Here is a 12,088-nt window from a genome sequence, read left to right as displayed (position 1 = left end):
TCGGCCGCCCCGCCGCATGCGGAGACCGAACCTCGCCGACCGCACCACACACCGCCGGACGCCTGCGGCAACGGGGACGCCGACAGACTGGGCTGCGGAAGTACTCCCATGCGGGCTGCTGCTCGACGGGAGCGTCCACGGGTCGGCAGGGGGCGAGCGGTGGTCGGCCTGCGCCCGCTTTCAGCATGTGCCGACGGGCGCGCCGCGGGACGCCGGGGGTGAGGGCCCCGCAGTGATCGGGTGGTGACTGGCGGGATCAAGGCGACTCCTGGGAGGGAAGGACCGGCATCCCACCGATCACCGGCGGCGGCACCACACGCATCCGCGTTCCCGGACGGCCGCCGGGCGGCGCCGAAGCACCTTCGGACGGAGCCGAGGGAACGTCCCACGACGCCGAAAGGTCGTCATGCGGTGCCGAGGAACTGTCGGGCGACGCCGGGACGCCGCCCGGCGGTGCCGGACGACCGCCGAGCGTTCGAGGCGGGACGTCCGGCGTGCACGGGCTGTCGACCCGCCAGCCGCTCGCCCGCGCCTCCCGTTCGAAGTGCTCGATCCTGTGGGCAAGCCCCTCGGGCTCCCCGATGCCGCAGGACCAGGCCGCGGCGCGGGCCCGCTGTTCCTCCCCGCGCACCAGCGGCCACCCCCGTACGGCGAGATGCAGCGCCAGCGTCGAACGCGCGTACAGCCCCACGAGGTCCCTCGGGTCCGAGAAGTACCGGTACTCCTCGGTCTCCCGCAGCCGCAGCCACGGCCCGTGCCGACCGGCCACGAGGTAGGGCATCCAGGAGCTGTCGGCGGTCCCCGCGCCCCGCTCGACGAGGAGCGTCATCTCGTCTCCCGTCGGCCGTACTTCGTAGCGGGGCAGACAGGACAGCCGGGCCAGGCCGAGGTCGTGCTTCCAGGAGGTGAGCCAGAGCCCACGGCGGAGGTAGTAGCGCACGGTCGCCTGCCAGGTCCAGTGCGTGGCCAGCCGGAACCCGTGCAGCCCTTCGGCGCGGCAGGCCTCGTACACCGTGTCCAGGGCGGTGGTGGCCCGCCCCTGCCGCCGGGTCACGGGATGGACGTAGAGCGATGACAAGCCCAGCGCTCCCGCCGCCATGGGCCAGGTGCCGAGGGCGAGGGTGCCGACCTCGCCGGGTCGGCCGTCCGGCGGGAGGATCCAGTACCGCCTGCGGAACTCGTCCTCGCCCGGGCGGGACCGCCCGTCGGTGCCGAGCCGTAGCCGAAGCCGCTTCTCGTCCCGCGCGGTCAGCGAGTCGGGATCGAGGCACGTGCCGAGCGCCCCTTCGGCGAGCGAGGCCAGGTCCCAGAGTGCGAACCGCCGTCCCTCGTCCAGCCGGACAGGGCGGAACTCGGGTCGGGCTGCCAGCAGTTCGTGCACCCGCAGGGCTCGGGCGTGATCGTCTTTCATGCGCCCGGAGCGTAGGGACGTCCGCCGTCCGCCGCGCGGCCGTCGTGGAACTCCGTTCGGGCAGGTCATCCGCACGACGGACCAACTCCCGGGGCGGGCATACGACGCTCGCACTCGCGTGCGAGATGCGGGTAGGCCTCGGAGATGGCCGCGTACACCCGCCGCGCCAGCAGCGCCGCCGCGGCGCTCCGGCCCGTGCTGCCGCGCAGGCCACGCAGCAACTCGTCGTAACGGGTGAGGTGATGGAGCAGGTAGTCGACCTGGTGGCGGGCCGTTGCGGTGGGGGTGTCCGACGGCCACCCCTCCGGGGGAGCCGGGGAATCCGGGGGCGTTGTGGCGGCGCCGCCGGGGCCGCCGTGCCCACCCCACCCCGCGTGGTGCTCGGCTGCCAGGGCCGCGAGCCGGGCCGGGGCCATACGCGGCACCTCGATGGGCTCCGCCGCGATCCTCGCCAGCACCTCCTTGCGCCGACGCAGCGCTGCCGCTCGCGCGGCGGCCGACCGGCGCGCGGCGTCCCCCGCCGCCGTTCGGAACTCCGCGCTGCGCTCGGCCGTCACCACCCGTTCCCACCGGTACAGCCGGATCTGCGGGGCGGTGGGGAAGTGCGGGTTGGGCCGCCTCGAATCCGCGGGCCCGAGCAACCGCCGCACCATGCCGGGGCTCCAGCCCCGGGTCCTCAGGCCGGCCGTGGACAGGAACCGACCCTTCTGCTCCTCTGCAGGCATGTCTGGCATCTCTCAAATCCCCCGTCGTCATTACTCTGCGTGACGATTTCATTGATAACGCGCCCCACTGACAACGCCCCGCGCCTCAGGCGGGCGTCGTCCCCGGACGGCAGGCGTCGTCCCTGAGGCGGGCCTCGTCCCCACGCCTCGTCACCCAGGGGTAACAGGCACGTCCCCGACCGTTCGCACGCCCGCCCTACCCTGGACCGCACCGTCCCGAGCCCGGTCACCGTCGCCCGAAGGCACACCCCGCCCTCGCCCGACAGGAGCCTCGTGTCCCGCGCCACCCCCGCTCTGCCGCCCTGGCTCGCCCATGCCCTGCACACCCAGCGCGGGCCCGTGCCCTGGAGCGCGGTGGTGCGCGGCGCGTCGGCGGGCGGGCCGTCGCTGATGCTGGCCATGGCCGTCGGGCACACGTCGCTCGGCGTGATCGCCGCCGTCGCCGCCATGCTCGCCGGGATCAACGACCGCCCCGGAGGCCGACGCGCCGCCGTCCGCCGCATCGGCGTGCCCGCCCTCGCCGGAGCGGCCGGGCTGCTCGCCGGGACGTACGCCGGGGACCGGCTCGGGGCCGTCCCGCTGACCCTGCACCTGGCGGTCCTCGGGCTGCTCGCGGGCGCCGTCAGCGCCGTGGGTCCGATCGCCTCCGCGTCCGGTACCCAACTGCTCGTCATGGCCGCCGTCGGCGCCGGGATGCCGCTGCCCGAGGGCGGGGAGGCACGTCCCCTGGCCTATCTCGCCGGTGCCGTCTGGCTGCTCACGCTGCGGCTGATGCTGCCCACGCCCCGCTCCGGCCCCGGAGACTTCCGGTTCGCCGAGGAGCGGACGGCCGTCGCCCAGGTGTACGACGCCGTCGCCGCGCTCCTCGACGCCGTCGGCAGCCCGCAGGCCACCGCCCGGCGCGCCGCGCTCACCGCCGCGCTCGACCACGCGCAGGACGCCCTCGGCGGACCTCGCCTGCGCCGCCGCGGCGGCTCCGCGGCCGAGCGGCGGCTGCACGCCCGCTACGCCGCCGCGCTGCCCCTCGCCGAGGCCGCGACCGCGCTCGCCTGGGCCGGTGCTGCCCTGGCCGGGCGGATCGCCGAGGGGTCACGGCGGCTGGCCGCCGCGGTACGCGCGGACGCCCCCGCCGGGCCGCTGCCCGCGCCCCTGCGCGACACGCCCGGTCTGCGCGCGCTCGACGACGCGTTGCTGCACGCCGCCGACGCCTTCGACCGGGGAAACGGCGGCCGACTGCGCCACCGGCGGCGGACGGCGCGCGAACTGCTGAGGGCCGCCTCCGGGGCCGGTGGGCGGGAGTACGGCGTGCGCGTCGCCCTCTGCTTCGGGTGCGCCGCCGGTGCGGCCCAGGCACTGCACCACACCCACTGGTACGGACAGCACACCCACTGGTACTGGCTGCCCGTCACGGCCGTCTTCCTCGTCAAGCCGGACCTCGGGCCGTTGGTCTCGCGGGTGCTGTGCCGGGCCGCCGGGACCGTGCTCGGGGCGCTGCTGTTCGCCGGACTCGCCGCCGTACTGCCCCGGCCTGAGGGGCTGGTGGCGCTCGTCGTCGTCAGCGGCGCCCTGATCCCGTTGGCGACCCGGCACTTCGCCGCGCAGACCGCCGTCGTGACGGTCCTGGTGCTGGCCCTGGTGATGGTCGGCGGAGAGCCCCAGGCGGCCCTCGGCCGGATCGGGGAGACCCTGCTCGCCTGCGTGATCGTGCTGGTCGCCGGTCATCTGCCGCTGCCCGGTGGACGGGGCGGGCGAGTGCGGGCCCGCCTGACCACCGCCGTCGCCGCAGCGGACGCCTACCTCGCCCATGTCCTCGCCGGCGCCGCGGAGCACTGCGCGGGCGGGGCCTACCGGGCGCTCACCGGGCCACCCGACGACCGTGCCGCCCGCTGGGCCCTGCGGCGCGAGGCCTACCGGACGCTCGCCGAGGCCCGTACCGCCATCGCTGTGGCCGCCGCCGAACTGCCCTCCCTCGCCCGGCACACCGACGGAACCGACCAGGTCGCCGCACTCCTCGAACGGCTCGTCGACACCACCACCGCCTACGCCGTCCACCTGGACGACACCGGGTGGCCGGCGCCGCCGTACGCCGAGCGGATCGGCACACTGCTGACCGAACTCGCCCGCCGGGGCCGCGTACTGCCGACGGTCCGGCCCGGGGGAGGCGCCCTCCCGCCGGGGCCCTCTCCCCGTTCCGGGCAGCACGCCCCCGCGCCTCTTCCGGCGTGCGAACGCGCCGCCCTACGTTGAACCCATGACGTCCGCCTCCCCCGCCGATCTCCTCATCACCGGCTGCACCGTGCTCCAGCACGACGAACAGGAGCGGATCGGCTTCCGCGAGGACGCCGCCGTCGTCATCCGCGACGGACTCGTCGACTCCGTCGTCGACGCCGCCGGCACCGCCGGTCTCCCCGCCGCCGAACGCATCGACGCCCGCGGGCAGGTCGCGCTCCCCGGGCTGGTCGACTGCCACACCCACGCGCCGATGGTCGCCCTGCGCGGCCTCGCCGCGCGGCTACCTCAAGTTCGCCTGGCCCACCACCACCCCGGTCCGCGCCCTGCGGGAGGCGCGCGTCCCCGTCGGACTGGCCACCGACGGCGCCGCCTCCAACAACACCCTCGACGTGTGGGAGGCGATGGCCCTCACCGCTCTCGTCCAGAAGGCGGAGACCCGTGACCCCCGATGGCTGACCGCCCGTCAGGCCCTGCACCACGCCACCCTGCAGAGCGCCCGGGCGGTCGGGCTCGGCGACATCGTCGGCTCCATCGCCCCCGGCCGTCGCGCCGACCTGATCCTCGTCGACCTCACCGGCCCGCACACGCAGCCCGTGCACGACCTCGCCGCGACCCTCGTGCACAGCGCCCGCTCCGCCGACGTGCGCACCACCGTCGTGGACGGGCGGGTGCTGATGCGGGACCGCGAGTTGCTCACGATCGACGTGCCGTCCGTCACGCGTGAGTTGACCGCGCGCCTGCCCGCCCTGACCGACCGGAGTCACGGCGGACGGATCCAGGACTACGACACCTGAGGGCGTGACCCGCCTCCGGCCCGGAGCCGGACATCGTGCCGCTGCCGCCCCGCACGGGTGGGCCAAGTGGGGCATTCTCGTTCATGTCGGTGCGAATGGACTGTCCTCGTCGGTGCCGTTGGGGAGGGAGCCGACATCACGACACGTGCGGCTTCTGATGCGGAACGTATCGGTCCCGTTCGTAAGGTGATCGGATTCTCACAGTCCGCGATGGACTGGTGTCACCTATGTCTCAGTCATGTCACCGAGCAGGGTGTCCGGCCCTCGGAGGGCGTTAACTCCTACAGGTACGACGCTTCTGGAGGTGCGAGATGGTGAACGGGCGAACCGTGCTCGAACGCTTTCCCGCCGGTGGTCCGCGGGGATCCTGGCCCGCGGAGGAGTTCGCGCACGCGCGACGCATGGAGGGACTGCCGGCCGAGGTGGTCATGGACCTCGCGACGGACACGTTCCTGGTGATCGTCCGGAGCGGCGGAAGCGCGGAGTGACCGGCAGGTGACCGGAGTGACGAGGGGTGGGCGGGCCTGCCCCGTCAGGCGGTGACCGGCCGGGACCAGGCGGGGGCCGTGCCGGTCAGACGGCACAGGGTCAGATAGAGCGGGATCGGCGGCGTGTACGGAACGGTGCCGTCAGGTCGGTGGATGAGGCCGGGGAGGGCCGTGGAGGGCGATTCCGCCAGGATGCCGTCGGTGACGTAGCGGGCGGGGGCCGGCCAGTCCAGGGCGTAGTCGGAGTCGGAGGGCACCAGCCACCACCAGTGCGTCTCGTCGGCGTACACGCAGCCCACACGGGGCAGCCGGGGCAGTACGGGCGGCCCCAGCTCTGCCGGAACCCCCACGGCGTCGCAACCGAGCGGCGCCGTCATTCCCTCCGGCACGGTCAGGCGTCGCGGACCGCGGGGTTCGGGCAGTTCCCGCCGGACCTGGACGAGCCGGTTCAGGCTCAGCCCCGGACCGCGGCCGGGGGTGCCGGTCATCCCCGGCCCCGCTCTCGCCCGTGCCCGGGCGGCGGTGAGCCCAGGGCGAGTGTCCCGGGGTGCGGCCGGTGCGGGGCGTGGTCCGCGTCCGAGGCGTGCGGCGCGGGCCGGTGCGGCCCTGTGGTGTGGTGGGGCTGGGAATGCTCTTGGTGCTGGTGCTGGTGCTGGTGCTGGTGCTGGTGCTGGTGCTGAGGGTGGGTGTGGGGTGACGCGTGGCCGTGGTCCTGACCGGCCTGCGTGTCGCGTATGCCCTGGGGAGGCTGCTCCCGCTGGGTCGACTCCTCCTCGCCGCCCCCGTCCGCGGGGTTCCGCTGCGGGCGGGCGCCCCACCCGAGGTCCCCGCGCGGTGCGCGGGAGGTGTCTTGGTGGCCGGTGCGGCAGGAGGACGGGACGGCCGGTTCGAATGGTCCGGACGGTCCGGAGGCTCCGTGTTCTCCGGAGCGGTGCAGACCCCCGGTGCGGCCTGCGGTGGACTCCTGCGCGGGAGCGCCGGCCTGGTGAGGGAGCTCTGCCCAGACGAGCAGTCCGGGGCCGTGCTCCTGGGCCCCCCAGGCGTGGCAGAGGGCATCGACGAGCAGCAGTCCCCGTCCGTGCTCCTCGTCGGGGCGCTGCGGGGACGGGTGGGGTTCGCCGGGTGCGCAGCCCTCGTCCCGCACGGCTATGCGCAGCAGACCGTCACCGTTGGACAACTCGCACACCACGACGGTGCTCGCCGTGTGCACGATCGCGTTGGTGACCAGTTCGGATACGACCAGAGCGGCCGAGTCGCAGGTGTCCTCGCACACCGCCCAGCCGTCCAGCCGAGCCCTGGTCAGGCGTCTCGCCTGCGCGGGGGAGCCCGGGTGCGCGGCCAGCTCGAACCGGAACCGGCGCTCGGTCGCGGCCTGGTCGGGGCCTGCTCCCGCGGCGGCACCGAGACCGGCGGGGCGGCCTGCGGCGGCGTCTGTTCCTAAGGGGGCGGACGGAATCACGCTTGCCACTATCGCCCCGCCGTGAACACTTGGCAAGTGTCACTCTGAAAAATGCAGAGTGCTGTGTGACGCGGTGGAGGGGCGTGGCACACTGCTCGCAACAGCACGTCCCGCGGCGCCAGTTGGGATCGCCGGAGTTCGGTACGGATCCGTACGGAATTTCGAACAGGTCTTCGCATGGCGCCGCAGGGCTGTCGGGATTCTTTTCGCGCGCGGACGAGCGCGTGACCGTGCGAGTACGTGGAGTTCGGGAGGTGGAGCGTGAGCGAACCGCGGTCCGCGCCGACCGTGGGCCAGGTGGTCCTGGGGCGGCGCCTGCTGGATCTGCGGGAACGCGCCGGCCTCAGGCGTGAGGAAGCCGCCCGCATCCTCCGCGTCGCGCCCGCCACCGTCCGCCGGATGGAGATGGCCGAGGTCGGTCTCAAGATCCCGTACCTGCAACTGCTGCTGAAGGCCTACGGAGTCGGCGACGAGGAGGCCGAAGGGTTCGTCCAGCTCGCCGAGGAGGCCAACAGGCCCGGCTGGTGGCAGCGCTTCCATGACGTCCTGCCCGGCTGGTTCTCCATGCACGTCAGCCTGGAGGGCGCGGCGAGCCTGATCCGCCAGTACGAGCCGCACTTCGTGCCCGGCCTGCTGCAGACCGAGGACTACGCGCGCGGGGTGCTGCGGTCCGGCGCCATCGGCCAGACCCGGCCGGAGGACATCGAACGCCTCGTCGACCTGCGCATGCGGCGCCAGGACCTGCTCACCCGCGAGGACGCGCCCCGGCTGTGGGTGGTCATGGACGAGACGGTGCTGCGCCGCCCGGTCGGCGGCCCGGAGGTGATGCGCGCGCAGATCGGCAAACTGCTCGACGCCACGAAGCTGCCCAACGTGACACTGCAGGTCGCCCCCTTCGCGAGCGGACCGCACCCCGGCACGTACGGGCCCTTCGTGCTGTTCCGATTCGCCGTTCCGGAGCTTCCGGACATGGTCTACAGCGAGTACCTGACCGGCGCCGTCTACCTCGACGCGCGCTCCGAGGTGGCCACTCACCTGGAGGTCATGGACCGCATGGCGGCGCAGGCCGCTACGGCACATCGCACGAAGGAGATCCTCCGGGATCTCCGCAAGGAGCTGTGAATGGATCGCATCAAGCCGCGCAAACGGGTCTACAACGGCATGCCCGCGCGGGACTTGGGCAGCGAGGGCTGGCACAAGCCGTGGAGCGGCGGCAACGGCGGGAACTGCCTGGAAGCGATGAAGCTCGCCGACGGCCGGATCGCCGTGCGGCAGTCCACCGATCCGGACGGCCCGGCGCTGATCTACACCACCGACGAGATGACCGCATTCATCGAGGGTGCCAAGGCGGGAGAGGCGGACTTCCTGCTGTCGTGAACTGATTGCCGTTCTTGCTGAGCCACACCCCTTGTCCGGCGCCGCACCACGAACCGCGAACCCCGTGGCCCCTCCGACTCGGCGCCCAACACACGCTCCCTGCCTGCCCGCCCGACCGCGGCCTGTGCTCGCCGCCCGCGCCGAGTGGCCGGCGCCAAGCCGCCCGCGCCGAGCGGCAGGCGCTGGGCCGGGACGACAAGGTCACCGCCTGGCGTCGGGCAGCACGGCGCACAGGGCCTCCAGAGCGGCCTCGTACGCGTGCTCGGCGGGCGCGGCGTACCCGACCACGATGCCGTCCCCTGCCTCGCGGCCCGCGCCGGCTCCGTCGGTCCCCGATGTGTCGGCAAACTCGGTGTCTGCGGTGTGTGCGGTGTCTGCGGTGGCGCCAGCGGCTTCCCCGGTGGCCGTGGGTACTCCGGTCACCGCCGCCCTATTGCCCCGTCCCTTGCGCGCTGTTGCTTCGGCCGCTGCGGGGGCCCCGATCGCGGGGGCCGAGGGGTGGCGGAAGTCGGCGAGGCCGTCCAGTGCGACTCCGTGCCGGGCCGCCGCCGCCACGGTGGCCCGCTCGGTGCCGGCCGGCAGCCGCAGCACGGCGTGCAGCCCCGCCGCCACCCCCGTGACCCGGACGTGCGGCGCATGCGTGGCGAGCGCCGTGACCAGCCGGTCCCGGCGGCTGCGGTACCGCTGCCGCATCCCGCGTACATGCCGGTCGTAGGCTCCGCGCCCGATGAAGTCCGCCAGGCACAGCTGGTCCGGGACGCTCGCCCAGCCCTCACGCTCGCCCTTGGCCGCCAGTACTCCGTCGACGTACCGCTCCGGTAGCACCAGCCAGCCCAGCCGCAGCGCGGGCGAGAGACTCTTGCTGACCGAGCCGACGTAGACCACGTGGTCGGGATCGAGTCCCTGCACGGCACCGACCGGTCTGCGGTCGTAGCGGAACTCCCCGTCGTAGTCGTCCTCCACGATCACCGCACCCCGCGCGCGGGCCCAGTCGATCACCGCCGCCCTGCGGGCCGGGTGCAGCGGGCCGCCGGTCGGGAACTGGTGGGCGGGGGTGAGCAGTACGGCCCGCTCCCGCGCCAGCCGCTCCACGCGGGCGCCGTGTTCGTCCAACGGCAGCGGCACGGTGCGTACCCCGGCCGTCGCCAGCAGCGCCCGGTGGAAGGGCAGGCCGTACGCCTCCACGGCCAGCGGGCCACGCAGTACACCGCCCGCGCCCTGGCCGAACAGCAGCCGAACCGCGTGCGCGAAACCCGAACAGATCACGATGCGCTCCGGTGTCGTGCGGACGCCCCGCGCGCGTGCCAGGTACTCCGTGAGCGCCTCACGCAGCTCGCGCCGACCGGCCGGGTCGCCCGGCCCGAACACCTCGTTGGGGGCCTGCTGCAGCGCCCGCCGGTACGAGGCCAGCCAGGCCGAGCGGGGGAACGCCGACGCGTCAGGTATGCCCTGCCTGAGGTCGTGGTGCGGCCCACGCGCGCGTGTCGGCGACGGCCCGCGTCCGCGCGCGTTCGCTGCCGGGGGCCGCAGCCGCCCCGACCGTCCGAGAGGTGGGGCGGGCGGCCCCATCGCGACCCGGGTGCCCGAGCCCTGCCGGGCGCTGAGCCACCCCTCCGCCACCAGTTCCGCGTAGGCGTCGGCGACCGTGTTGCGGGCGACCCCGAGGTCGGCGGCGAGAGAACGGTACGGCGGCAGCCGGGTGCCCGGGGCGAGCCGCCCGTCGCGCACGGCCTCCCGCAGCGCCCGGATGAGTGCAGCCCGTCGCCCGCCCGGCCCGGCAAGCTCCAGATGCAGGTCGGCGCCGATCCGCTCCACGGGGTTGACCCACGGTTCCTCCATGGCCCAGCACCCTACCGGCGGTCTTTTCGGTGGCCTGGGCGGAAGGACATGACGACATCTTCGGTTGCGGGCGGCCGTGAGGATGGTTACGGGCGGCCGTGAAGGGGACGGCGGCGACGAAGGCGGGACGCCGACGAGCGCCGGTGACCCCTCAGACGGTCATCGGCCGGTCGTACGGCGAGATAGGCGCGGGCAGCCGCGAACTGCCCGTCAGATGGCGGTCCACGGCGGCGGCCACCGCCCGCCCCTCCGCGATCGCCCACACGACCAGCGACTGCCCGCGCGCGGCGTCCCCGGCGGCGAACACCCCGGGGACGTTCGTCGCGAAGCCGCGGTCGCGGGTGATCGTCCCGCGCGGCTCCAGCGCAAGCCCCAGCTGCTCCACGATTCCGTCCTCCCGATCGGGCCCCGAGAAGCCCAGGGCGAGCAGTACCAGGTCTGCGGGGAGCGTCCGCCCGGTGCCGGTCACCGGACGCCGCCCGGCGTCCACCTCCACCAGGTGCAGCGCCCGTACGTGCCCGGCCGCGTCCCCCGTGAAGCGGAGCGTCGAGGCCGCGAACAGCCGGGCGTCGGCGTCCGCGGCCGGTGCGGTCCCCAGCTCGCGTGCCTCCTCGTGCGCCGCCGACAGCCGGTAGATCCTGGGATAGGTCGGCCAGGGCTCGGCGGCCTCGTCCCGCTCGGCGCCCGGCTGGATGTGGATGTCCAGCTGTGTCACCGACGCGGCACCCTCGCGGACCGCGGTGCCCAGACAGTCCGCTCCCGTGTCACCGCCGCCCACGATCACCACGTGCTTGCCGACTGCCGACAGCGGTGACACCGCCAGATCGCCCGCGCACACCCGATTGGCCAGCGGCAGATACTCCATCGCCTGGTGGATACCGGCCAACTCCCTCCCCGGAACCGGCAGTTCCCGCCACGCCGTCGCCCCGGTGGCGATCACCACCGCGTCGTAGCGCGTCCGCAGCTCCGCGGCACCGATGTCCCGCCCCACGGCCGTCGACGTACGGAATCTGGTCCCCTCGGCGCGCATCTGGTCGATACGCCGCTCCAGATGGCGTTTCTCCATCTTGAACTCGGGGATGCCGTAGCGCAGCAGGCCGCCGATCCGGTCGTCCTTCTCGTGCACCGCCACGGTGTGGCCCGCCCGGGTCAGCTGCTGCGCGGCGGCCAGCCCGGTCGGCCCCGAGCCGACGACCGCCACCGTCCGCCCCGACAGTCGCTCCGGCGGCCGCGGCGGAACGAAGTCCTCCTCCCAGGCCCGATCGGCGATCGCGCACTCCACGTTCTTGATCGTGACGGCGGGCTGGTTGATCGCCAGCACGCACCCCGCCTCACACGGCGCCGGACACAACCGTCCGGTGAACTCCGGGAAGTTGTTCGTGGCGTGCAGCCGATCACTCGCCGCCCGCCAGTCCGACCGCGCGACCAGGTCGTTCCACTCCGGGATCAGATTGCCCAGCGGGCAGGCGTCGTGACAGAAGGGAATGCCGCAGTCCATGCAGCGGTCGGCCTGCTTGCCGATGATGGGCAACAGTGCCCCGGGGGCGTGCACCTCGTCCCAGTCCCGTACCCGTTCGTGAACCGGTCGGTACGGCCAGTCCCGGCGGGGAGTGGTCATGAATCCCTTGGGATCGGCCATGGCGTCTTCCTCGCTCACGCGTGCGGCAGGCCGAGCGTCATCGGGTGGCACTCTTCCGGCCACGATACGTCCGACCCCGCCGACCCGCAGAAGCCATGCCCCACCCGCCCGCGCCGGTCAGCCC

At 74.1% G+C, this 12,088-nt stretch carries 10 protein-coding genes and 1 pseudogene; 5 read left to right on the top strand and 6 right to left on the bottom strand.

Annotated features, from left to right (window positions below; genetic code table 11):
* Positions 1-256: 256 nt before the first annotated feature.
* Both AC3ET3_RS10725 and AC3ET3_RS10720 read right to left on the bottom strand, forming a co-directional pair.
* Positions 257-1,411, bottom strand: a complete 1,155-nt coding sequence (locus AC3ET3_RS10725; protein ID WP_435612022.1) for a GNAT family N-acetyltransferase — start codon at positions 1,409-1,411, stop codon at positions 257-259.
* 65 nt (positions 1,412-1,476) lie between these two features.
* Positions 1,477-2,136 (bottom strand): hypothetical protein, encoded by a 660-nt coding sequence (locus tag AC3ET3_RS10720; protein ID WP_435612021.1) that lies wholly within the window; start codon positions 2,134-2,136, stop codon positions 1,477-1,479.
* A 273-nt stretch (positions 2,137-2,409) separates the two neighbouring features.
* Between AC3ET3_RS10720 and AC3ET3_RS10715 the strand changes: the two genes are divergently transcribed.
* The 3 genes and pseudogenes from AC3ET3_RS10715 (at position 2,410) to AC3ET3_RS10705 (ending at position 5,650) form a co-directional block, all read left to right on the top strand.
* Entirely contained in the window at positions 2,410-4,383 is a 1,974-nt protein-coding gene (locus AC3ET3_RS10715) for an FUSC family protein (RefSeq protein WP_435612020.1), read from the top strand.
* A 4-nt stretch (positions 4,384-4,387) separates the two neighbouring features.
* Positions 4,388-5,162: pseudogene (locus AC3ET3_RS10710) on the top strand (amidohydrolase family protein).
* 311 nt (positions 5,163-5,473) lie between these two features.
* Entirely contained in the window at positions 5,474-5,650 is a 177-nt protein-coding gene (locus AC3ET3_RS10705; protein ID WP_432136045.1) for a hypothetical protein, read from the top strand.
* A gap of 44 nt (positions 5,651-5,694) precedes the next feature.
* On the opposite strand, the gene AC3ET3_RS10700 is transcribed toward AC3ET3_RS10705, so the two are convergent.
* Both AC3ET3_RS10700 and AC3ET3_RS10695 read right to left on the bottom strand, forming a co-directional pair.
* Positions 5,695-6,138 carry a hypothetical protein gene (locus AC3ET3_RS10700; RefSeq protein ID WP_432136046.1) on the bottom strand — a complete coding sequence of 148 codons (444 nt, stop codon included), beginning with the start codon at positions 6,136-6,138 and terminating at the stop codon, positions 5,695-5,697.
* Entirely contained in the window at positions 6,135-7,109 is a 975-nt protein-coding gene (locus tag AC3ET3_RS10695; protein ID WP_435612019.1) for an ATP-binding protein, read from the bottom strand. The genes AC3ET3_RS10700 and AC3ET3_RS10695 overlap by 4 nt, the downstream gene beginning before the upstream one ends.
* 261 nt (positions 7,110-7,370) lie before the next feature.
* Between AC3ET3_RS10695 and AC3ET3_RS10690 the strand changes: the two genes are divergently transcribed.
* Positions 7,371-8,231: a helix-turn-helix domain-containing protein gene (locus AC3ET3_RS10690; RefSeq protein ID WP_432136047.1), complete on the top strand. Its 861-nt coding sequence runs from the start codon at positions 7,371-7,373 to the stop codon at positions 8,229-8,231.
* Positions 8,232-8,486, top strand: a complete 255-nt coding sequence (locus AC3ET3_RS10685) for a DUF397 domain-containing protein (protein ID WP_057580268.1) — start codon at positions 8,232-8,234, stop codon at positions 8,484-8,486.
* 201 nt (positions 8,487-8,687) lie between these two features.
* Here AC3ET3_RS10685 and pdxR read toward each other — a convergent pair whose 3' ends face one another.
* Positions 8,688-10,325, bottom strand: a complete 1,638-nt coding sequence (pdxR, locus tag AC3ET3_RS10680) for a MocR-like pyridoxine biosynthesis transcription factor PdxR (protein WP_435612018.1) — start codon at positions 10,323-10,325, stop codon at positions 8,688-8,690.
* 151 nt (positions 10,326-10,476) lie between these two features.
* On the bottom strand, positions 10,477-11,964 hold the full coding sequence (locus tag AC3ET3_RS10675) for a glutamate synthase subunit beta (protein ID WP_432156587.1): 1,488 nt from the start codon (positions 11,962-11,964) through the stop codon (positions 10,477-10,479).
* Positions 11,965-12,088: the final 124 nt, after the last annotated feature.

It is taken from the genome of Streptomyces sp. bgisy159, from assembly GCF_057707805.1.
This window is presented reverse-complemented; position numbering and strand designations above follow the sequence as displayed.

Bases quoted from the DNA above. Each gene is read 5' to 3' on its own strand.
- AC3ET3_RS10725 (WP_435612022.1), bottom strand. From the start codon at position 1,411: ATGAAAGACGATCACGCCCGAGCCCTGCGGGTGCACGAACTGCTGGCA.
- AC3ET3_RS10720 (WP_435612021.1), bottom strand. From the start codon at position 2,136: ATGCCTGCAGAGGAGCAGAAGGGTCGGTTCCTGTCCACGGCCGGCCTG.
- AC3ET3_RS10705 (WP_432136045.1), top strand. From the start codon at position 5,474: ATGGTGAACGGGCGAACCGTGCTCGAACGCTTTCCCGCCGGTGGTCCG.
- AC3ET3_RS10700 (WP_432136046.1), bottom strand. From the start codon at position 6,138: ATGACCGGCACCCCCGGCCGCGGTCCGGGGCTGAGCCTGAACCGGCTC.
- AC3ET3_RS10685 (WP_057580268.1), top strand. From the start codon at position 8,232: ATGGATCGCATCAAGCCGCGCAAACGGGTCTACAACGGCATGCCCGCG.
- pdxR (WP_435612018.1), bottom strand. From the start codon at position 10,325: ATGGAGGAACCGTGGGTCAACCCCGTGGAGCGGATCGGCGCCGACCTG.
- AC3ET3_RS10675 (WP_432156587.1), bottom strand. From the start codon at position 11,964: ATGGCCGATCCCAAGGGATTCATGACCACTCCCCGCCGGGACTGGCCG.